The following is a 21,627-nucleotide window of genomic DNA, read 5'->3' as shown; positions in this document are numbered from 1 at the left end:
ATGCCGGTAAGCAAGACCAAGAGCAGTTTCTATCGACGGCTGTACGTGGCCTGGTTGATCGACAGCCAGACCGCCGCCAGCGTACCGGCGCTGGTCGAAGCCACGGGCATGCCGCGGCGCACGGCACAGGACACCATCGCCGCCTTGGCGGACCTGGACATCGTCTGCGAATTCGAACAGGCCGCAGGCGAGCGCAACCATGCCGGGCAGTACCGCATCCGCGACTGGGGTGCGATCGACCGCGACTGGATCGCCGCGCACCTGCCCACCCTGCGCAAGGTGCTCGACTACCCCTGAGCGGCCTCGGCCGGGCCGACCTGCTTGATCAGGTGGCCGGCCAGGGTGCGCAACGGTCCCAGCTGGCGGCAGATCAGCGCCAGTTGGGTCTGCACTAAGCGCTGATGTTCGTCGAGTTCTTCGGGCATCTGCTCCAGGGCGCTGGCCAGGGCGTCCTCGGCATCGCTGTGGATCGCCACTGGCGTGCGCGCTTCCAGGCCGCTGGCGATTTCCTCCAGGCTGTTGGCCAGCGCCAGGCCTGCGCCGTCGATCAACTGTTCGTGCACCTCGGCCGGTAGGGCCGTCTCGCGGTGCGCACCGAGGCCCGAGAGGTAGCTGAGCAGGGTGTGCGACAGCACCAGGAAGCGGAAGCCGACATCGGCCTCCTTACGGAAATGCCCCGGCTCCATGAGCATGTTGGCCAGGGTGGTCGACAGCGCCGCGTCGGCGTTGTGGGCGTTGCGCCGGGCCAGGCGGTAGGCCAGGTCGTCGCTTTTGCCATGGGCGTACTGCTGCATGATCTGGCGCAGGTAGGCGCTGGCGCAGCTCAAGGTGTTGGCCAGCACCTTGTTCAGGCGCCGGCCCTGCCAGTCGGGCAGGAACAGGAACACCGCGAGAATGGCGATCAGGCTGCCTACCAGGGTGTCGAACAGGCGCGGCAGGAACAGGCCGTAGCCGTCGCCGATCTGGTTGAAGCAGAACAGCACCATCAGCGTGATGGCGGCCGTGGCCAGGGTATAGCGGGTGGTGCGGTTGACGAAGAACACCACGCCGGCCACCACGGCGAACATCGACTGCACGATGGGGTTGGGGAACAGATCGAACAGCGCCCAGCCCACGGTCAGGCCGATGGCCGTGCCGAAGATCCGTTGCACCAGCTTGCGCCGCGTGGCGCCATAGTTGGGCTGGCAGACGAACAGCGTGGTCAGCAGGATCCAATAGCCCTGGCTGGGGTGGATCAGGTGCACCATGCCGTAGCCGATCGACAGTGCCAGGGGCAGGCGCAAGGCGTGGCGGAACAGCAGGGAGGTCGGCGTGAGCTGGGTGCGCAGGCGTTTCCACACGTCCTTGAACGTGCGTGGCGAGCGGTCGAGCAGGCTGCTGTCGGTGGCATCGGCCAGCGCTTCGGGGTTGCTCGCCGCAGCCAGCAGGCGCTCCAGAGTGGCGAGGTTGGCGGCCAAAGCGCGCAGCGAGCGCAAGAGACCGCGCCAGGCCGGATTGTTCTGTGCGCGCAGGAAATCGAGCGAGGCGTGCAGGTCTTCCAGGGTTTCGGCGAAGTGGGTTTCGTATTCGAAGGGTTGGCGCAGGCGGATCGAATGGGCCAGGCGCTGGCAGGCCGAGCCTTGCTGGCGCAGCAAACGTTGGCAGCGGAACATCACGTCGCTGTGGAAGAAGGTTTCGGCCAGGGCGTTGTAAGGGTAGTGCGAGGCGCTGACCCGCTCGTGGATGTCCTGGGCCAGGAAATACAGCTTCAGGTAGCGGCTGACTTTGGAATTGGGTTGGGTATTGCCGACCCGGTGCAGGATGATTTCTTTGGCCACGTTGAGCGCCGCCACCACCTTGCCGTTCTGCTGCGCCAACTCCAGACGCCGCGCCTCCAGGTCGAGGTGGCGCACCGGCTCGAACAGGTTGGCCTTGAGCTTCAAGTACTTGCCCAACTCGAAGAACAGCTTGGCCAGGCTCTGCTGCACCGGCTGGTTGGAGAACAGCGCCTGCCACAGCACCGACAGCAGCCCGTACCAGGTGGCGCCGGCCACCAGCAGCAGCGGCTCGTGCCAGAAGTCGGTGAGCTGGCCACCGCGCTGGTCGACCGCGATCATGGTGTACACCGCCAGGATCAAGGTCGCCGAGGCGATGGCGCCGTAGCGCTCGCCCAAGGCGCCGAGCATGGTCAATGAAAAGGCCGACAGCGCCAGGGCCACGGCGAACAACCAGGGGTAGGGGAACAGCAGCTCCACCGAAAGCGCGGCGATGGCGAAGCACACCAGGGTGACCAGCAGAGCCGTCAGGCGCCCGCGCCAGCCGTCGTCGGTCTCGGCCAGGGCGCTGGCGATGATGCCCAGGAACAGCGGGATCAGCAGGCTCATCTCGTTCTGGTACCAGCACCAGGCCATGCTCCCGGTCAGGGCGATGGTGACCCGTATGCTGTAGCTGAACTTGTCTTGGCCCCACAGGCGACGCAAGGATTGGCGCAATGAACTCGAAGGCATGATGGACCTGGGCCGGTGATCGGGAACGTGTCATTCAGCAAGAACCGTTCCCGGCTGCCGAAGAAGGTTACTTTACCTCAAGTGAATCCCTTGCACGGCGCGCACCCTGTGGGTTGTAGGTCTACCTGGGCAGGGCCTGCACGCATGCGAACCGAAGCCATCGGGCGATGGCTGCTCGCACATGGACAGCTCATCGACGCAATCGTGCTGCCCTCCAGGTTCGAGCCCACTTGACCGAGCATCCCCCAGGCGCTGGGGGCGATGCCTAGGCTCTGTACGAAAAGCCTTGATACTTGGCCATGCTGCGTTGAAAACAGACTGGATCGCCAGCCCGGGCTGGGCGCCCCCGACAAAATGCTCACGTACTACAGTACGCTCCGCTTTTTCGGCTAGGCGCCCCCACCTGTTTTCGCGGGGCCGCCATCGGCCTTGCCTGGCCGGCGTCTCAAGACTTTTCGTACAGACCCTAGACGAACTGCGCCGCCGCGTAGGCCGAGGCCCAGGCCCATTGGAAGTTGAAGCCGCCCAGGTGGCCGCTGACGTCCAGCACCTCGCCGATGAAATACAGGCCCGGGCTCTTCAGCGATTCCATGGTCTTGGACGACACCTCGCGGGTGTCCACGCCGCCTAGGGTGACCTCGGCCGTGCGGTAGCCCTCGGTGCCGGCCGGCACCAGTTGCCAGGCGCTCAGGCGCTCGGCGATCTGCGCCAGTTCCGCCGGAGTGTACTGCTTGAGCGGACGCGATTCGAACCATTGCTCGGCCAGGAGCGTGGCCATCTTGCGGGTGAAGACTTCGCCGAGCACCGTTTTCAGTTCGCTGTTGCCGCGCTCGCGCTGCACCTGCTGCAGCCAGTCGAGCGCATCGCGGTCGGGCAGCAGATCGATGTGCAATGTGTCGCCCGCTTGCCAGAACGACGACACCTGGAGCATCGCCGGGCCGCTCAGGCCGCGGTGGGTGAACAACAGGTTTTCGCGGAACGACACGCCGTTGCAGCTGGCCATGCAGTCCAGCGATGTCCCCGACAACTCCGTGCACAGTGCTTTGAGTTGGGGCTCGGTGATGGTGAACGGCACCAGCCCGGCGCGGGTGGGCAGCAGTGCGTGGCCGAACTGCTTGGCCACCTGATAGCCGAAGCCGGTGGCGCCCAGGGTGGGAATCGACAGCCCACCGGTGGCGATCACCAGCGACTGACAGGCATAGGGGCCGGCGCTGGTGTGCAAACGGTAGCCGCCCTCGGTCTTTTCGATCCGTTCGATCTGCGTGTGCATGCGCAGTTCGGCGCCGGCCTGGGCGCACTCGGCCAGCAGCAGGTCGAGGATGTCGCTGGCCTTGTGGTCGCAGAACAGTTGGCCGAGCTTCTTCTCGTGGTAGGGCACGCCGTGCTTGCCCACCAGTTCGATGAAGTCCCACTGCGTGTAGCGGGCCAGGGCCGATTTGCAGAAATGCGCGTTGTGCGAGAGGAAGTTGCCCGGCTCGGTATACAGGTTGGTGAAGTTGCAGCGCCCACCACCGGACATGAGGATCTTCTTGCCCGGCTTGTTGGCATGGTCCAGCACCAGCACCCGCCGCCCACGATGGGCGGCGAGCTGGGCGCACATGAGGCCGGCAGCGCCGGCGCCGAGGACGATCACATCAAGGGTAGTCACGTCTAAATCCTTTGGCCGCGCTTACAGAATGCGCACTTTCAGGGCACGGCCCTTGATCTTGCCGCTGTTGAGGCGCTGCATCGCCGGCTTGGCCACGGCACGCTCCACCGCCACGAAGGCTTGGAAGTCGAAGATGGCGATCTTGCCGACCTGGGTGCCGGGAATACCGGCATCGCCGGTCAGCGCGCCGAGAATATCGCCTGGGCGCAGCTTGTCCTTGCGCCCGGCCGCGATGCACAACGTGCTCATCACCGGCAGCAGCGGCTCGCCACCCTTGTGCTTGAGGTTGTCGAGCTGCTCCCAACGCAGCGCCTGGCCTTGCAGCGCTTCGACGGCTTGCGCGCGATGGCCCTCGGCCGGCGCCACCAGGCTGATCGCCAGGCCTTTCTCGCCTGCGCGCCCGGTACGGCCGACGCGGTGCACGTGGATCTCGGCGTCGCGCGCCAGCTCCACATTGACGACCATGTCCAGGCCGTCGATGTCCAGGCCGCGAGCGGCCACGTCGGTGGCCACCAGCACCGAAATGCTGCGGTTGGCGAACATCGCCAGCACCTGGTCGCGGTCGCGCTGCTCCAGGTCGCCATGCAGCGCCTGGGCGACGATGCCCTTGCTGGTGAGGTGGGCGACCACGTCTTCGCACTGCTGTTTGGTGAAGCAGAAGGCTACGCACGACTGCGGACGATAGTGGCCGAGCACACGGGTCAGCGCTTCCAAACGCTGTTCGGGGGCAATCTCGACGAAGCGCTGCTCGATCTGGCTGTCGCTGTGCTGGCTCTGCACCTTGACCTGCTGCGGTTGGCGCATGAAGTTGGCGGCCAGTTGTTCGATACCGGCCGGGTAGGTGGCCGAGAACAGCAGGGTCTGGCGGCGTGACGGGGTCTTGCCGATGATCGCCGCGATGGCGTCGAAGAAGCCCATGTCGAGCATGCGGTCGGCTTCGTCGAGCACCAGGGTGTTGAGCCCGCTGAGCACCAGGGTGCCTTTGTCCAGATGCTGCTGGATGCGCCCAGGCGTGCCGACGATGATGTGCGCGCCATGCTCCAGCGAGGCGATCTGCGGGCCGAGCGAGACGCCGCCGCACAGGGTGAGGATCTTGATGTTGTCTTCGGCGCGGGCCAGACGGCGCAGTTCCTTGGCCACCTGGTCGGCCAGCTCGCGGGTCGGGCACAGCACCAGGGCCTGGCAGCCGAAGAAGCGCGGGTTGATCGGGTTGAGCAGGCCGATGCCGAAGGCGGCGGTCTTGCCGCTGCCGGTCTTGGCCTGGGCGATCAGGTCGAGCCCGCGCAGGATCACCGGCAGGCTCTGCGCCTGGATCGGCGTCATGGCGGTGTAGCCCAGCGCCTCCAGGTTGGCCAACATGGCGGTGGACAGCGGCAGTGTGGCGAAAGCGGTGGAGTCGGTGGTCACGGGGCGGGCCTGCGGTGCGAAGCGAAAAAAGTCGCACAGTCTACCAGCCCCGTCGCTTGGCGCCTAAGCCTCGATGTCCTGTTCCGGACGCCGTGCACGCCGTCCGTCCGTAGGCGACAACTGAAGGAAGATCGCAGCGGCCAGCATGGCCATCACGCCAATGGTCACGAAGGTCAGCTGGAAGGCCTCCAAAGTGGTTTCCACGGCGTCGCCGCTGCCGGTCGCAGTGAAACCGCCGAGCAACGCGCCGGCGCAGGCCACGCCCAGGCTCAGCGACAATTGCGCTACCACCGACAGCAGGCTGTTGCCGCTGCTGGCGCTGGCGTCGTCCAGGTCGATCAGCGTCACCGTGTTCATGGCCGTGAATTGCAGCGAGTTGATCGCGCCCAGTACCGCCAGGTGCGCCAGTAGAACGGGGTAGGGCGTATCGGCATCGACCAGGGCCAGGCTGGCCAGGCCCAGCCCGAGCAGGAAGGTGTTGCCGCTCAGCACCACGCGGTAGCCCAGGCGCTCGATCAACGGCCGTGCTATCCATTTGGCCAGCATCGCCGCCGCTGCCAATGGGATCATGCTCATCCCGGCCTCGACAGGCGAATAGCCCAGCGCCACCTGCAGCAGCAAAGGCACCAGGAACGGTAAGGCGCCGCTGCCTAGCCGCGCGAACAGGTTGCCGAGGATGCCGATGGCGAAAGTGCGCACGCGGAACAGGCTGGGCGAGAACAGCGGCTCCGGGTCACGCCCGGCGCGCAGCCAGTACGCGGCCAGGCAAGCCATGCCGGCGAACAGCAGCAACATTACGCGCAAGTGCGGCAAGTGCAGCTCGCCCAGGCCCTCCATGGCGACGGTGATGAGGACCATCGCTGCGCCGAACAACAGGAATCCAGGCCCGTCGAAGGTGGTGCGTTCGCTGCCGCGCAAGTCGGGAATCAGTTTCCACACCGCCCAGCAACCCAACGCGCCGACCGGCAGGTTGAGCAGGAAAATCCAGTGCCAGCTGAGGATTTCCACCAGCCAGCCGCCTACCGTCGGCCCCAGCAGTGGGCCGAGCAGGGCGGGGATGGTGATGAAGCCCATGATCCGCACCAGCTCCGAGCGCGGGTAGGCGCGCAGCACCACCAGCCGCCCCACCGGCAGCATCAGCGCACCACCCAAGCCCTGCACCACCCGTGCGCCGACCAGCATCGGCAAGGTGTTGGCGATGGCGCACAGCAGGGAGCCGATACTGAACAGCAGGATGGCGCTGAAGAAGATGCGCTTGGTGCCGAAGCGGTCGGCGATCCAGCCCGAGGCCGGAATCAGCAGGGCTACGGTGAGCATGTAGGCGATGATCACGCCCTGCATGCGCAGCGGGTCTTCGTTCAGCGAGCGGGCCATGGACGGCAGCGCGGTGTTGAGGATGGTGCCGTCGAGCGACTGCATGAAGAAGGCGATGGCGATCACCCAGGGAATCCAGCGGGCGGTGGTGGGGTCGAGCTGGATACGGTCGGGCATGGGGTCCTCGGTTATCAGGTCCGGGAGCGGCGGGGCTCGCACAGGTGCGCGCGTGCGGCAGGGCACGCTTCTTCAGGCCTACGAAAAGGCTGTGCAAGCTCTGACCCGCGCGCAGCGCAAATGACTCGATCTGCGCCTCGGCCAATTCTAGAGCACGGGTGTGATTGGATGAAAAGGTCGCGGCATTGGTCCACACCGCCCTGCGCTCGGTCATGGAGTGGAGTAGGCGGTAGCTTCGAGACCTTTCGTACCCTCAATTAGGAGCGGTACTACGACGCTATGCCGAGAGAAGTCTATCCAATAGGGCGTCCTATTTCCCTGAGACAAATCCTATGCACCTCACTACCGATGTCCATTCGCCATCGCTCGCCGATACCAAGCCCTTCGCGTCGCCAATGTTTTTCGTCGTCTCGCCTGTAAAACTGGTCTTGATGACGATCCTTGCCGGCCCCGTCTACTGGAGCTACTGGTACTACCGTAACTGGCGAAATTGTCGAGACAGCACTGGGGAGCGTATTTGGCCTATTGCGCGCACTTTGCTGGGCGGTTTGATGCTTTATTGCTTGCTGGCGCGGGTGGATCAACAACTGCGCCTCAGCGGCCGTCCCGCGACGATCTCGCCGATCTGGACGACCTGTGGGTTGGTAGCGATATTGGCAGCCCAAGTCTGGATCGTGCTCATGAGCACGGTGGTACCTGTCTTGATCGTAGGCGCTGCCCTATCGCTGATTCCAATGTACTGGTTAGTGGTGGGCATGCAGCGGGCTATCAACCGCGCTTGTGGCGATGATCAGGGCCTGAGCAACAGCCGGCTGACCGTCTGGAATGGGTTATGGATCGTGGTTTCTCTCCTGCCCCACATAGCACCATGGGTCATCGCTTGACCAGATCTGCAGAGGGATGAGCGAGTGCAAGCGCATGCGGCCGGGGAGCATTCACTCAAAACGCCCGGCATGGGCGCCGCAGCGTGCAGCTCCGTCAGCTGAACTGCTGAATGGAAAGAGCGCCGAAGCGCCCGTGCCAGTCATTTACGCAATCGGGGCTGCTTTGCAGCCCATCGCGGCTGAAGCCGCTTGTGTCTTCAAAGCAGCTAAATTCGAAGGTGAGAGGAGTGAGCGGCAGCTGTACCGCCGGGGTGCCCTGGAGCACGTGTAGGAGCCAAGCTGTCGCCCACTCTTCTCACTCTGGCCTTAAGCTCGAACAGTTGACTGAGTCCGACCTCGAACAACAAGCGGGAGCTAAGCCAGAGTGATCTCTCACTTCTGAGCCTAGAGAATTTATTCATGTCTGCCTATGCCGGAATCGATGTTTCTAAAGCGACGTTGCAGATTGCCCTGCATCCCCAAGCCGATGATCTCTCTGTAGCCAACACGCCTGAAGGGCTGGCGAGTGCCATGGATTACTTCAAAGCGCACGACGTCCATCGCGTGCTTGTGGAAGCCACAGGCGGTTATGAGAAGTTGGCGGTGAGGTTGCTGGCGGGTGCTGGCTTCAAAGTTCAGCGCGTCAATCCTGTACGTGCCCGCTCGTATGCGCTTTCAATGAACAAGCGCGCCAAGACTGACAAAATCGATGCTCGTATCCTGGCACGGTTCGCTGCCAACCTTGACGAAGAGCCCTGCTGCCAGCCCGACGCAGACCGCGAGGAGTTGACCCAGCTGGTCAATCAGCGCGAAAGCCTGGTCCAGCAACGCGACGACAATCGACGCCGGATCAAACAGGCCGACTCGGCGTTCGTGCAGCAGACCTACAAGACGCTTGAGGTGCAGCTGCAGATGCTGATCAAGTCCTGCAATAAACAGATCGCTCAGCAGACGCAAAAGATAAATGCTCAACTGCTGGAGCAATTGAAAGTGATCAAAGGGATAGGTCCCGTCACGATTGCCAGCCTGTTCTGTTACTTGCCCGAATTAGGCGATCTGAACCGCAAACAGGTAGGTGCCTTGGTCGGAGTTGCGCCTTACAACAACGACAGTGGCACCAAGAGTGGTAAGCGCAGCATTTACGGCGGCAGGGCGAAATTACGACGGGCAGCGTACATGAGCGTACTGGTGATGGTGCGCCATAACCCGGACTTCAAAGCGCGCTATGAACGACTGTGTAACCGTGGCAAAGCAAAGAAGGTAGCGTTGGTGGCGTGCATGAGAGTCTTGTTGGTGAGGCTCAACGCAATGGTCAGGGATGGTACGCCGTGGCGAGATCAGCCTGTGTGACGGCGCCTGTTCAGGGCGTTTTCAAGATGAAAACGCCTGGAACATGACCGCTGATCGGTGGCAGGTGAAAGACAGTTGGCTCCTACAGGTTGGAGTGCTCTCTTGAAATACGCGCTATTTCCTGTGGGAGCGGCCGGTTCGGCGCTTCGATCAGCCGCGATGGGCTACAAAGCAGCCCCGATGAACGCTATTTCGGCTTAACCAACTGGTCTTGCGCCGAAGCGCTCCTTTTCATTCACCCATCAGCGTCAACCAATCGTCATCAAACTCGCATTCCCTCCCGCCGCCGCGGTATTGACGCTCACCGCGCGCTCGATCACCAAGCGCTCCAGTGCGATCTGCGTCTCACCCGACGATAACCCGTGCACGCCGACGATGGCACCGCCGCGCTTGGCCACCTGTTCGCAGACGGCGCGCAGTTGGTCGCTGTCGCCGTGGTGCAGGACGGCGTCGAAGGCGACTTCGTCCTTGTGCCAGTCGGCCACCAGCTTGACCTTGCCTTGCACGTCCTTCGGCAGGCGGGCGCGCAGGGCCTTGCCCGGCTCGCCGTCGAGCCATACGGCCGAACTGCCCACCGCCAGCACCGCCGCCAATTGGCTGAGCAGGTCCTGTTCGTTGTCGGCCAGGCACAGCACGTGCTCGCGCGGCAGGATGGTGTAGCTGTTGCGCTCGCCGGTCGGGCCGGGCAGCAGGCGGGTCACACCGCTTTGCGACTGCTGGGCGAACTGCTCGCAGACCTCGACCAGTTCAGGCTGGTTGCTGCTGGCCCACGCCTTCAGGGCGTGCAGCGGCTTGAGCAGTTGCTGGCGCAGGGCGTCGTCGGCCTGGCCGGTGGCGTCGGTACGCTCGAAGTGGCGGGCGACGGCATCGGCCGGGCGCGTGGAGAGCAGGCGATACAGGTACAGCGGGCCACCGGCCTTGGGCCCGGTGCCCGACAGGCCTTCGCCGCCGAAAGGCTGCACGCCGACCACGGCGCCGACGATGTTGCGGTTGACGTACAGGTTACCAGCGTGGACGTTGTCCACCACCTTGGCGATGGTCTCGTCGATGCGGGTGTGCACGCCCAGGGTCAGGCCGTAGCCGGAAGCGTTGATCTGCTCGATCAGCGCCTCGAGGTTGCGCCGGTTGTAGCGCACCACGTGCAGCACCGGACCGAAGATTTCCCGTTGCAGTTCGTCGAGGCTGTCCAGCTCGATCAGCGTCGGCATCACGAAGGTGCCGCGCTTGCACTCGGCGGCATCGGCGATGGCCACCTGGTACACCGTGCGGCCTTTCTCGCGCATGCCTTGGATGTGCTTCTCGATGCCGGCCTTGGCTTCGGCGTCGATCACCGGGCCGATGTCCACCGACAGGCGCTCCGGGTTGCCCAGACGGCTTTGCGCCATGGCCCCTTTGAGCATGTCGATCACACGGTCCGCGCAGTCCTCCTGCAAGCACAGCACGCGCAGGGCCGAGCAGCGCTGGCCGGCGCTGTCGAAGGCCGAAGAGACCACATCGACCACCACCTGCTCGGTGAGCGCGGAGGAGTCTACGATCATCGCGTTCTGCCCGCCGGTTTCGGCGATCAGCGGAATGGGCCGGCCCTGGGCGTCCAGGCGCCCGGCGATGTTGCGTTGCAGCAGGCGGGCGACTTCGGTGGATCCGGTGAACATCACGCCCTTGACCCGCTCATCGCCCACCAGGCGAGCGCCGACGGTTTCGCCGCGGCCTGGCAGCAATTGCAGCACGCCCGCAGGAATACCGGCTTCGAGCAGCAGGCGCACGGCCTGTGCGGCGACCAGCGGGGTCTGTTCGGCGGGCTTGGCCAGCACCGGGTTGCCGGCGGCCAGGGCCGCGGCGACCTGGCCGGAGAAGATCGCCAGCGGGAAGTTCCAGGGGCTGATGCAGACCACCGGGCCCAGCGGGCGGGTGTCGGCATTGCTCAGGTCGGTACGTGCCTGCAGCGCGTAGTAGCGCAGGAAGTCCACGGCTTCGCGCACTTCGGCGATGGCGTTGGCGAAGGTCTTGCCGGCTTCGCGGGCGAGCAGGCCCATCAGCGGCTGGATGTCGGCTTCCATGGCGTCGGCGGCGCGTTCCAGGATCGCGGCGCGCTCTGCCGGTGGCGTGGCCTGCCAGATCGGCGCGGCGTTGATCGCGCACTGGATGGCGTTGTCCACGTCGGCCACCGTGGCTTCCTGGACCTTGCCGACCACGTCGCGATGGTCGGACGGGTTGAGCACATCAGCCGGTGCTTCCTGGCTGGCCTCGCAACCCAGCATGGGCGCGGCTTGCCAGTCGTGGTGCGCGGTCGACAGCAGCGCGCAGGACAGCGAAGCCAGACGGTGTTCGTTGGCCAGGTCGATGCCGGCCGAGTTGGCCCGCTCGCTGCCGTACAGGTCGCGCGGCTGCGGGATGCGCGGGTGCGGCAGGCCGATGCTGCCTTCCTGGGTGGCCATGCGCTCGATGCTGGCGACCGGATCGGCGACCAGTTCCTGGATCGAGATCGAGTGGTCGGCGATGCGGTTGACGAACGAGGTATTGGCGCCGTTTTCCAGCAAGCGACGAACCAGGTAGGCCAGCAGCGTTTCATGGGTGCCGACCGGCGCGTAGACGCGGCAGGGGCGGTTGAGCTTGCCGTCGGCGATCTTGCCCACCACTTGCTCGTACAGCGGTTCGCCCATGCCGTGCAGGCACTGGAATTCGTACTGACCGGGGTAATAGTTCTGGCCGGCGATCTGGTAGATGGCCGACAGGGTGTGGGCGTTGTGGGTGGCGAACTGCGGGTAGATCGCTTCCGGCACCGCCAGCAGCTTACGGGCGCAGGCGACGAAGGAGACGTCGGTGTAGACCTTGCGGGTGTAGACCGGGTAGCCCTCCAGGCCTTCGACCTGGGCGCGCTTGACCTCGCTGTCCCAGTAGGCGCCCTTGACCAGGCGGATCATCAGACGGTGGCGGCTGCGCTTGGCCAGGTCGATGACGTAGTCGATCACGTACGGGCAGCGCTTCTGATAAGCCTGGATGACGAAGCCGATGCCGTTCCAGCCTGCCAATTGCGGTTCGAAGCACAGGCGCTCGAGCAGGTCGAGTGACAGCTCCAGGCGGTCGGCCTCCTCGGCATCGATGTTCAGGCCGATATCGTATTGCTTGGCCAGCGCGGTCAGCGCCAGCAGGCGCGGGTACAGCTCTTCCATGACCCGCTCGTATTGCGCACGGCTGTAGCGCGGGTGCAGGGCCGAGAGCTTGATGGAGATGCCCGGGCCTTCATAGATGCCGCGGCCATTGGAGGCTTTGCCAATGGAATGGATGGCCTGTTCATAAGACGCCAGGTACTTCTGCGCGTCGTGCTCGGTCAGTGCGGCTTCGCCGAGCATGTCGTAGGAGTAGCGGAAGCCCTTGGACTCGAAACGCGTGGCGTTGGCCAGGGCCTCGCCGATGGTTTCGCCAGTGACGAACTGCTCGCCCATCAGGCGCATGGCCATGTCGACGCCCTTGCGGATCATCGGCTCGCCGCTCTTGCCGATGATGCGGGTCAGCGAGGAGGTCAGGCCCGATTCGTTGTGGGTCGAAACCAGCTTGCCGGTCAGCAACAGGCCCCAGGTGGCGGCGTTGACGAACAGCGAGGGGCTATTGCCCAGGTGCGGCTGCCAGTTGCCGGTGCTGATCTTGTCGCGGATCAGGGCATCGCGGGTGCCTTTGTCGGGGATGCGCAGCAGGGCTTCGGCCAGGCACATCAGCGCCACACCTTCCTGGGACGACAGCGAGAATTCCTGCAGCAGGCCCTGCACCACACCGGCACGGCCGCTGGCACTCTTCTGGTTGCGCAGCTTCTCGGCGATGCCGGCGGCCATCTTGTTGGTGGCTTCGGCCTGGGTGCTGGTCAGGCGCGCCTGTTCCAGCAACATGGGCACCATTTCCTGTTCGGGGCGGCGGTAAGCGGCAGTGATGGCCGAGCGCAGCACCGATTGCGGCAGGATGCTTTCGGCGAACTCCAGGAAGCATTGATGGTTGTGCTCGGCAGGCAATTCGCCGATGTCTTCGGCCAGTGCCGCGACATGGCCGTTGAGGTCCTGCAGGGTGGCGCCACCCTCTAGCTTCTCCAGGTAATTGAAGATGGCCTGTTTGATCAGCCAGTGCGGTGTGCGGTCGATGGACTGCGCAGCGCTTTTGAGTCGCTCACGGGTAGGGTCGTCGAGTTTGACCCCGAGGGTGGTGGTCGCCATTTCTTGTCCTCATTATTGCCACGGCGTGGCTTGTGCAGGCGGCAAGATTAGCGCCAAGGCCGAGCGAGGTGCAACCGGGTGCAACCTGAATTTTCAAGGGAAAAGGGTGCTGTTCGTCTGACTGAACGACGACATGCCTAAAAACGGCGGAAAGATGTCGGTTTGCGGCGCATGTTCTGAAAACGTGCACGGATAAGGGGCCAAATGCGCGAGGCATTTTCAGAAAAATCTGAAGGTGCAACTGTCAAGTGAAAAACGGTTGCGCCCGCTTCGAGTTGTCACCTAGGATTCGCGGCCTGGGTGCAACCGTGCCATCACGGTTCGCTGTTTCCATAACAACAAACACCAGGACACTACATGAGCAATCCACTCACTATCACGTTCGTGATCTACATCGCGGCGATGGTACTCATAGGCCTGGCGGCCTATCGCGCCACCAACAACCTTTCCGATTACATCCTTGGCGGTCGCAGTCTGGGCAGCGTCGTCACCGCACTGTCGGCTGGCGCCTCGGACATGAGCGGCTGGCTGCTGATGGGCTTGCCGGGCGCGATCTACATGTCGGGCCTGTCGGAAATCTGGATCGCCATCGGCCTGACCGTCGGCGCCTATCTGAACTGGCTGTTCGTCGCCGGTCGTCTGCGTGTGCAGACCGAGTACAACGGCGACGCCTTGACCCTGCCCGATTACTTCTCCAGTCGCTTCGAAGACCGCAGCGGCTTGCTGCGGATCATTTCGGCGGTGGTGATCCTGGTGTTCTTCACCATCTACTGCGCTTCGGGCATCGTCGCCGGTGCGCGGCTGTTCGAAAGCACCTTCGGCATGCCGTATGAAACGGCGCTGTGGGCCGGTGCGGCGGCGACCATCGCCTACACCTTCCTGGGCGGCTTCCTGGCGGTCAGCTGGACCGACACCGTGCAGGCCTCGCTGATGATCTTCGCGCTGATCCTCACACCGATCATCGTGCTGCTTTCCACGGGCGGCATCGACACCACCTTCCTGGCCATCGAAGCGCAGAACCCGGCCAACTTCGATCTGCTCAAGGGCGCCACGTTCGTCGGCATCATTTCGCTGATGGGTTGGGGCCTGGGCTACTTCGGCCAGCCACACATCCTGGCGCGCTTCATGGCCGCCGACTCGGTGAAATCCATCGCCAAGGCCCGGCGCATCTCCATGACCTGGATGATCCTGTGCCTGGCCGGTACCTGCGCCGTGGGCTTCTTCGGCATCGCCTACTTCTCGGCCCACCCCGAAGTGGCAGGTCCGGTCACGGAAAACCCGGAGCGGGTCTTCATCGAACTGGCGAAGATCCTCTTCAATCCCTGGATCGCGGGCGTGTTGTTGTCGGCGATCCTGGCCGCGGTGATGAGCACCCTGAGCTGCCAGTTGCTGGTGTGCTCCAGTGCGCTGACCGAAGATTTCTACAAAGCCTTCCTGCGCAAGGGTGCCTCGCAGCGTGAGCTGGTCTGGGTCGGTCGCGCGATGGTGCTGGCCGTGGCGCTGATCGCCATCGCCATGGCCGCGAACCCGGAAAACCGCGTGCTGGGCCTGGTGGCCTATGCCTGGGCAGGCTTCGGCGCCGCCTTCGGTCCGGTGGTGCTGATTTCGGTACTGTGGAAGGGCATGACCCGCAACGGCGCCCTGGCCGGCATCGTGATCGGTGCGGTCACGGTCATCGTCTGGAAGCAGATCGATCCGTGGGGTCTGTACGAAATCATCCCGGGCTTCCTGCTGGCCAGCGTCGCTATCGTTCTGGTGAGCAAGATGGGTCGTCCTTCGAACGACATGCTGTCGCGCTTCGAAGCGGCCGATGCGGCGTATCACGGCGGCAAATGATGCGTTGTGGATGCCCGGCCGCGCGCCGGGCATCGTTTGCGCGCGGTCGTTCTACCGGGTGATTGGCCGTCGCCAACTCATCCACCGCGTGCTCGCCAGGCCTGACGCCACCTGCGCGAAGCGGTAGACTTGCCGCCTTCGCAGGAGTCGCCATGAACTATCGTCACGCCTTCCACGCCGGCAACCACGCCGACGTTTTCAAACACATCGTGCTCACCCGCCTCATCGCCTTGATGTCGCGCAAGGAGCAGCCGTTCGCCTACCTCGATACCCATGCCGGCCTAGGCCTGTATGACCTGCACGGCGACCAGGCCAGCCGCACCGGCGAATACCTCGAAGGCGTCGCGCGGCTGTGGGGCCGCGACGACCTGCCCGAGGTGGCGGCCGATTACCTGCGCGTGATCAAGCGCCTCAATCCCGAGGGTGAGCTACGCTACTACCCAGGCTCTCCCGAGTTGGCCCGTCGGCTGATGCGCCAGCAGGACCGTGCCTTGCTCAACGAGAAACACCCCGAAGACGGACCGTTGCTCAAGGACAACATGAAGAAAGACCCGCGCGTGGTCGTGCACCTGGGCGAAGGTTGGCACGTGCCGCGGGCCTTGCTGCCGGTGCAGGAAAAACGCGCCATCATGCTCATCGATCCGCCGTTCGAGCAGGCCGACGAACTCAGGCGCTGCACCCAGGCAATGAAGGAAGCCATCGGGCGCATGCGCCAGACCGTGGCGGCCATCTGGTACCCGATCAAGGACCAGCGTGCGCTCACCCGTTTCTACCAGGACCTCACCAGCACCGGTGCGCCCAAGCTGTTGCGCGTCGAACTGTATGTACACCACCAGGACAGCCCGCAGGGCTTGAACGGCTCGGGCCTGGCCATCGCCAACCCGCCCTGGGGCCTTGAGGACGAGTTGCGCGGCCTGTTGCCGTGGCTGGCGCAAGAGCTCGAACAGACCGCCGGCAGTTGGCGCATGGACTGGCTGATCGCCGAATGACGCTGGCTTGTGCGGCGCCTCTGCAGGTTCATGACAAGGTGCTACATGGATACCGCCGCTAGGGCCAGCCCTCATTGTTTGCGTTATAATCCCGCGCTTTAGCCGCCGCCGGCCATTGCCGCCCGCAGCGCATTTTTTACCGATTGAAGAGGCGAGTCCCTTGGCATTGACGATTCTTGGCCTGTCCGGCGCCCTTAGCCATGACCCTTCCGCGGCGTTGTACATCGACGGCAAGCTGGTCGCCGCCGCCGAAGAAGAGCGCTTCGTGCGTGACAAGCATGCGAAGAACCGCATGCCCTACGAGTCGGCGAAGTTCTGCCTGGAGCAGGCCGGCATCAAGCCGTCCGACGTCGATGTGGTGGCCATTCCCTTCGCTCCCATCAGCCTGTTCGGCAAGGCCCGCTGGCACTACGCCAAGCGCTACTGGTACGCCCCGGATCGCGCACTGGACGCTCTGCTCATGGGCAACCGGCGCTACAAGCGCTACCGCAAGAAGATCGTCTGGTGCCTGGAGCAACTGGGCTTCGATCCGAAGAAGATCAAGATCGAGCCGGTCGAGCACCACTTGGCGCACGCCTCCAGCGCCTACCACTGCTCAGGCTTCAAGGAAAAGACCGCGATCCTCGGCATCGACGGCAAGGGCGAATACGCCACCACCTTCTTCGGCTACGGCGAAAACGGCAAGATCCACAAGATCAAGGAGTTCTTCGACCCCGATTCGTTGGGCGGCCTGTATGGTGCGATCACCGAGTTCCTGGGCTTCGAAATGCTCGACGGCGAGTTCAAGGTCATGGGCATGGCGCCTTACGGCGATGCCAGCAAGTACGACTTCTCGCGTCTGGCCAGCTTCGAAAACGGCGAACTGGTGATCAACACCGAGTACGCCAACGTGATCGGCCTGCGCCGCCATAAAGAGAAGGGCAAGGGTTTCTACTTCTCGCCCAAGCTGATCGAGTGGCTGGGGCCCAAGCGCGAAGGCGACATCGCCGACGAGCCGTACATCCACTATGCCGCCAGCATGCAGGCGTTGTTCGAGAAGCTGGCGTTGCAGATGATCGACCACTACCTGGGCGACGTGCTGCGCGAAACCGGCAAGCTGGCCTTCGCCGGCGGTTGCGCGCTGAACGTCAAGCTGAACCAGAAGATCATCGCCCGGCCGGACGTGAAGGAGCTTTTCGTCCAGCCCGCCTCCGGCGATGCCGGCACTGCGGTGGGCGCTGCCGCCTACATATCGCATGCCCGCGGCGTGCCGGTGGAGAAGATGGAACATGTCTACCTCGGCCCTGCGTACTCCAACGAAGACGTCATCGCCGCCTGTGCGCGCCACCCCAGCGCGCCGAAGTGGCGCAAGATCGACGACATGCCCCAGCGCATCGCCAAGATCATGGTCGACGGCAACCCGGTGGCCTGGTTCCAGGGGCGCATGGAGTTCGGCCCGCGGGCGTTGGGCGGCCGCTCCATCGTCGGCTGCCCGAGCGTGCCGGACGTGGCCAACCGTATCAACGAGCAGATCAAGTTCCGCGAACGCTGGAGGCCCTTCTGCCCGTCGATGCTCGACACCGTCGCCCCGCAGATGATCAAGATCGACCATCCGGCGCCGTTCATGACCTTCACCTTCGAAGTCGCCGAAGAATGGAAGACCCGCGTGCCGGAAGTGGTGCACGAAGACGGCACCTCCCGTGCCCAGGTGCTCAAGCGCGAATACAACCCGCGCTACTACGACATGATGAAGGCCCTCGAAGACCTGACCGGCAACGGTGTGTCGCTGAACACCTCGCTCAACCGCCGTGGTGAGCCGATGATCTGCTCGCCCACCGATGCGCTGAACATGTTCTATGGTTCTGATCTGCAGTACCTGATCATGGAAGACATTCTGGTGGTCAAGGACGGCGCCGCCGCGTATGACCAGCCGCTCTGAACGTCGCGTCCTGCAGTTCTGCCATGGCTACGACGGCCCGTTTCTGGACTGCGCACGGCAATACGCCAGCCTGTTCCAGGGGCGCGGCTATCGGGTCACCACGGTCTTTCTGACCGGCCGTGCCGACCCTGCCGTGGCAGCGGGCTGCGCGTCCGACGAAGTGCTGTTCCTCGAGTTCAGTTCCAGGGCCGTGCGCGGCCTGAAACTGGGCGCGATGGCGGCGCTGCGCAAGATCGTCGCGCAGCGGGCCTTCAGCTTCTGCATCGCCCACCGTTTCAAACCCATCTATGTCGCCTTGCTGGCCACGTCGCTGCCGGTGGTCGGTGTGCACCACGCCTTCGGCGATTATCAGCGCAAGGGCCGGCGTCTGTTCGCCAACCTGTTTCGCAAGCGCCTGAGCCTGCTCGGCGTATCGAACGCAGTGCGCGACGACATACGCCGCTGCCTGCCCGCCTGGCCAGCCGAGCGCATCCAAACCTTGTACAACCGCATCGACGTAGCCGCATTGCGAGCGACACTGCTGCCACGCGAGGCGGCGCGCGAGGCGCTGGGTCTGGACGCACAGGCATGGATCGTCGGCAATGTCGGCCGTCTGCACCCGGACAAGGATCAGGCGACCCTGCTACGCGGCTTTGCCCGCGCCTTGCCGGGGCTGCCGAGTGGCGCGCGCGTGGCGGTGCTGGGCAAGGGTCGGCTGGAAGCGCGCCTCAAGGCGCTGGCCGTGGAATTGGACATCGGCGAGCGGGTCGATTTTCTCGGCCAGGTGGTCGAAGCCCGGCGCTATTTTCAGGCTTTCGACGCGTTCGCCCTGAGTTCGGACCATGAGCCGTTCGGCATGGTCCTGCTCGAAGCCATGGTAGCCGGCGTACCGCTGGTGGCAACGTCCTGTGGCGGTGCACTGGAAGTGGTCGAGGGGGTTGGCGAGCTGTTTCCCCTGGGCGACATCGAACAACTGGCCACCGCCCTGCAGCGCCTTGGCGAGCTGAGCGATGCGCAGCGCCAAGCCTGCGCCGCCGCCATGTTGCAGCGTCTGCTGCAGCGTTTCTCCGATCAGGCCGTGCGCGAGGCGTTCTGGCTGTTGCCCCAGATCCAGACCTTGGAGTCCGCCCGCTGATGCTCAACGCCATCGCAGCCTTTCGCGAACGCGGCTGGACCCCGATCGACGCCGAGACTTATGCCCAGGCCTGGTATCGTTACGGTGGCAGCGTCGCCACCCATCCTTTGGTAGTGACCCAGCTGGCCGAGCTGGCGCAGATTCCCGTGCGCTATCTGGGCTGGTATCAAGGTGCTGAGTTGCGGGCCGCCATCCCGACCTGGGGTCGCCACCTGGCGCTGTCCAAGGACGTGCTCAAGCGCCACGGCAAGAAAGGCCTGTTCGATCTGGGCAACGCTGAAATCATCCTGCCCGCTGCGACTCAGGCGGCAGCGCCTTTGCGCCATGCCGCGCGTTATCTGTCGGAGCTCAACCAAGACCGTTTCGTCGGGCTCAAGCCGCAGCCCGAGCAACTGGCCATGGCTCGCGCGCACGAAGATCTGTCGAAGAAATTCCGTTACAACCAGCGCCGCGAGTTGCGTCTGCTGGAAGAGGCGGGCGGGCAGGTGTTGCCGATCACCGACTACGCCTCCAGTGAAATCGCCGCCATGTACTGCGATCTGTTCCAGCGCCGCTGGGGCTTCGCGGCCACGGGGGCCGAACGCATGGGTGAGGTGATCGAACGCCTGCGCGCATTGCTGATTGGCTCGGTGCTGTTGCTCGACGGTAAAGCCATCGCCATTCAGTTGGTGTATCGGGTCGAGTCTCCCGACTGGGTCAGCGTGGAATACGTCAACGGCGGTGTCGATCCCGAAACAAAAGCCTTCAGCCCCGGCAGCGTCTTGAGCTTTCTGAACACCCAGGCCGCCTGGGCGGACGCCAAGGCGCGCGACAAGACCCTGCGCTTCTCGTTTGGGCGCGCCGATCGCGAATACAAGGACCGTTGGTGCACGTCGGTACCGGTGTTGCAGTCATGAGCCGCAAACAGGCGCTGCTCAAACGCCATCGTCGCAACAAGCGCGTGGGGTTGCTTGTCGCGTTGGTCGTGCTGTGTGCGACGGGCCTGGCAGTGGCTTGGTGGCTGCCCCTGGTCTTGCTGCCTATGCTCTGGATCGCCCACGAGGCCTGGTTCGCCGACCACCTGTTCTACGCTCCGCATGACGACTACGTGTACGACTTTGCGCCGTCTTGCGAGGTGGCAGGCGTCAGCCTGGTAGCGGGACGACTGGAATTGCCGCCGCTGCACCTGCACGGCGACGAGACCCTGGTGCTGCAGGTCGGCCTGCGTGCCAGCTGGCTGGGCAGATTGTTCGACCCTGGCGTACGACTACGCGGTGGCGGTGTAGACGACCTGCAGATGTTCGAGCGTGGTGTGCGTGGCTTGCGCTATCTCAACCTCAGTGGCTGCGACCAGGCCTTGGCCGAAGGCGCGCTCCACGTGAACGGGCGTTTCTGTCGGACAGTCGGGCAGCCACGACTCTGGGTGTTCCGTCAGCGCGATGCCCGCCAGCAACGAGTGATGGTCATCGCGCCGCATGCCGACGACGCTGAACTGGCAGCCTACGGGCTGTACAGCCAGGCCAGCGAAAGCTGGATCGTCACCCTGACCGCTGGCGAAATCGAAGCCGAACACTACCAACGCATGGGGCTGGCCCGTGCCGACGCCGCTCGTCTCAAGGGGCGGCTACGCGCCTGGGACAGCCTGGCAGTGCCGCGCTGGGCAGGCGTGCCAGAGGCGCACTGCGTGCAGTTGGGCTATTTTTGCCTGCAGTTGCCCGCCATGCGCCAGACGCCGGACCAGCCGTTTGCTTCGCGCGAAGCCGAGCTGACCGACACCCGCCTGTTCCGCCAATTCAACACGCTGGCCCTGCCGGGCGACGATGGCGTGCCGACCTGGAACAACTTGCTGGCCGATCTCCGTGCATTGCTGCTTCGCGCGCGTCCGCAAGTCATCGTGCTACCCCATCCGGTGCTCGACCCGCATCCCGACCATGTCTGCGCGCAGCAGGCGGTTCGCGAGGCGCTGCAAGGTCTGGAATGGCAGCCGCAGATGGTGCTGGGTTACGCCAATCACCTGCATGACAACGACCGCTGGCCAATGGGCGACAGTGGCGCCGGCGTGGCCTTGCCACCGGTGTTGCAGCGCCAGGCCATGGGGCAACCGTACAGCCTGTGTCTGCCGACGGCGTTGCAGCATGACAAGGCGATGGCGTTGGGCATGATGCACGACTTGCAACCGCGCCTGCCGTTCAAACGCCGCCTGCGTCGGCTGATTCAGCGTGGCCTGGCTGGGCGTCGCGAGTCTGCCTACGGCGAGAACGAGTTCTTCCGTAAAGCAGTGCGCCGACATGAGCTGTTCTGGATCCTCGAACCCTCCGGGCATTCAGGCGATACCCACCACGAGTAG

General features: G+C 64.3%; 14 protein-coding genes. 9 read left to right on the top strand and 5 right to left on the bottom strand.

The genetic code is table 11. The features are described from left to right. On the top strand, positions 1-297 hold the full coding sequence (locus AA0Z93_RS04905) for a winged helix-turn-helix domain-containing protein (protein ID WP_413046139.1): 297 nt from the start codon (positions 1-3) through the stop codon (positions 295-297). Here AA0Z93_RS04905 and yccS read toward each other — a convergent pair. From yccS to mdtD, 4 genes are all read right to left on the bottom strand, one after another. Continuing rightward, positions 288-2,486, bottom strand: coding sequence for a YccS family putative transporter (gene yccS, locus AA0Z93_RS04900; RefSeq protein WP_413046140.1), 2,199 nt, complete (start codon positions 2,484-2,486; stop codon positions 288-290). The genes AA0Z93_RS04905 and yccS overlap by 10 nt on opposite strands. Before the next feature lie 466 nt (positions 2,487-2,952). Further along, on the bottom strand, positions 2,953-4,134 hold the full coding sequence (locus AA0Z93_RS04895; RefSeq protein WP_413046141.1) for an NAD(P)/FAD-dependent oxidoreductase: 1,182 nt from the start codon (positions 4,132-4,134) through the stop codon (positions 2,953-2,955). 21 nt (positions 4,135-4,155) lie between these two features. Continuing rightward, positions 4,156-5,541 (bottom strand): ATP-dependent RNA helicase DbpA, encoded by a 1,386-nt coding sequence (dbpA, locus tag AA0Z93_RS04890; protein WP_413046142.1) that lies wholly within the window; start codon positions 5,539-5,541, stop codon positions 4,156-4,158. 63 nt (positions 5,542-5,604) lie between these two features. After that, positions 5,605-7,032 carry a multidrug transporter subunit MdtD gene (gene mdtD, locus AA0Z93_RS04885; protein WP_413046143.1) on the bottom strand — a complete coding sequence of 476 codons (1,428 nt, stop codon included), beginning with the start codon at positions 7,030-7,032 and terminating at the stop codon, positions 5,605-5,607. A 332-nt stretch (positions 7,033-7,364) separates the two neighbouring features. Between mdtD and AA0Z93_RS04880 the strand changes: the two genes are divergently transcribed. Beyond that, entirely contained in the window at positions 7,365-7,916 is a 552-nt protein-coding gene (locus AA0Z93_RS04880) for a hypothetical protein (protein WP_413046144.1), read from the top strand. Positions 7,917-8,315: 399 nt separating this feature from the next. Then, positions 8,316-9,245 (top strand): IS110 family transposase, encoded by a 930-nt coding sequence (locus tag AA0Z93_RS04875; RefSeq protein WP_413045967.1) that lies wholly within the window; start codon positions 8,316-8,318, stop codon positions 9,243-9,245. A gap of 248 nt (positions 9,246-9,493) precedes the next feature. Here the strand turns inward: AA0Z93_RS04875 and putA are convergent, their stop codons facing one another. Continuing rightward, positions 9,494-13,444, bottom strand: a complete 3,951-nt coding sequence (gene putA / locus AA0Z93_RS04870; RefSeq protein WP_413046145.1) for a trifunctional transcriptional regulator/proline dehydrogenase/L-glutamate gamma-semialdehyde dehydrogenase — start codon at positions 13,442-13,444, stop codon at positions 9,494-9,496. Between the two features lie 357 nt (positions 13,445-13,801). Between putA and putP the strand changes: the two genes are divergently transcribed. The 6 genes from putP to AA0Z93_RS04840 all read left to right on the top strand — a co-directional run bounded on the left by putP (position 13,802) and on the right by AA0Z93_RS04840 (position 21,627). After that, complete coding sequence (putP, locus tag AA0Z93_RS04865) at positions 13,802-15,280, top strand: sodium/proline symporter PutP (protein WP_413046146.1); 1,479 nt, start codon at positions 13,802-13,804, stop codon at positions 15,278-15,280. Between the two features lie 152 nt (positions 15,281-15,432). Beyond that, the gene (locus tag AA0Z93_RS04860) at positions 15,433-16,269 is read left to right on the top strand and encodes a 23S rRNA (adenine(2030)-N(6))-methyltransferase RlmJ (RefSeq protein WP_413046147.1); all 837 of its coding nucleotides are present in this window, start codon (positions 15,433-15,435) and stop codon (positions 16,267-16,269) included. A 160-nt stretch (positions 16,270-16,429) separates the two neighbouring features. Then, positions 16,430-18,187: a carbamoyltransferase gene (locus tag AA0Z93_RS04855; protein ID WP_413046148.1), complete on the top strand. Its 1,758-nt coding sequence runs from the start codon at positions 16,430-16,432 to the stop codon at positions 18,185-18,187. Then, positions 18,171-19,301 carry a glycosyltransferase gene (locus tag AA0Z93_RS04850; protein WP_413046149.1) on the top strand — a complete coding sequence of 377 codons (1,131 nt, stop codon included), beginning with the start codon at positions 18,171-18,173 and terminating at the stop codon, positions 19,299-19,301. Before AA0Z93_RS04855 ends, AA0Z93_RS04850 begins: the two co-directional genes overlap by 17 nt. Then, positions 19,301-20,197, top strand: a complete 897-nt coding sequence (locus tag AA0Z93_RS04845) for a GNAT family N-acetyltransferase (protein ID WP_413046150.1) — start codon at positions 19,301-19,303, stop codon at positions 20,195-20,197. The genes AA0Z93_RS04850 and AA0Z93_RS04845 overlap by 1 nt, the downstream gene beginning before the upstream one ends. Next, a complete protein-coding gene (locus AA0Z93_RS04840; protein ID WP_413046151.1) occupies positions 20,194-21,627 on the top strand; it encodes a PIG-L deacetylase family protein in 1,434 nt (477 codons plus the stop codon). The genes AA0Z93_RS04845 and AA0Z93_RS04840 overlap by 4 nt, the downstream gene beginning before the upstream one ends.

The organism is Pseudomonas phoenicis (assembly GCF_047302395.1).
Classification (GTDB): Bacteria; Pseudomonadota; Gammaproteobacteria; order Pseudomonadales; family Pseudomonadaceae; genus Aquipseudomonas.
The sequence above is the reverse complement of the archived record's forward strand: the minus strand, read 5'-3'. Positions and strand labels throughout refer to the sequence as shown.

What these genes read in the sequence shown, in the direction of transcription:
- AA0Z93_RS04905 (WP_413046139.1), top strand. Translation starts at nt 1, where the DNA reads ATGCCGGTAAGCAAGACCAAGAGCAGTTTCTATCGACGGCTGTACGTG.
- yccS (WP_413046140.1), bottom strand. Translation starts at nt 2,486, where the DNA reads ATGCCTTCGAGTTCATTGCGCCAATCCTTGCGTCGCCTGTGGGGCCAA.
- mdtD (WP_413046143.1), bottom strand. Translation starts at nt 7,032, where the DNA reads ATGCCCGACCGTATCCAGCTCGACCCCACCACCGCCCGCTGGATTCCC.
- AA0Z93_RS04880 (WP_413046144.1), top strand. Translation starts at nt 7,365, where the DNA reads ATGCACCTCACTACCGATGTCCATTCGCCATCGCTCGCCGATACCAAG.
- AA0Z93_RS04875 (WP_413045967.1), top strand. Translation starts at nt 8,316, where the DNA reads ATGTCTGCCTATGCCGGAATCGATGTTTCTAAAGCGACGTTGCAGATT.
- putA (WP_413046145.1), bottom strand. Translation starts at nt 13,444, where the DNA reads ATGGCGACCACCACCCTCGGGGTCAAACTCGACGACCCTACCCGTGAG.
- putP (WP_413046146.1), top strand. Translation starts at nt 13,802, where the DNA reads ATGAGCAATCCACTCACTATCACGTTCGTGATCTACATCGCGGCGATG.
- AA0Z93_RS04860 (WP_413046147.1), top strand. Translation starts at nt 15,433, where the DNA reads ATGAACTATCGTCACGCCTTCCACGCCGGCAACCACGCCGACGTTTTC.
- AA0Z93_RS04850 (WP_413046149.1), top strand. Translation starts at nt 18,171, where the DNA reads ATGACCAGCCGCTCTGAACGTCGCGTCCTGCAGTTCTGCCATGGCTAC.
- AA0Z93_RS04845 (WP_413046150.1), top strand. Translation starts at nt 19,301, where the DNA reads ATGCTCAACGCCATCGCAGCCTTTCGCGAACGCGGCTGGACCCCGATC.
- AA0Z93_RS04840 (WP_413046151.1), top strand. Translation starts at nt 20,194, where the DNA reads ATGAGCCGCAAACAGGCGCTGCTCAAACGCCATCGTCGCAACAAGCGC.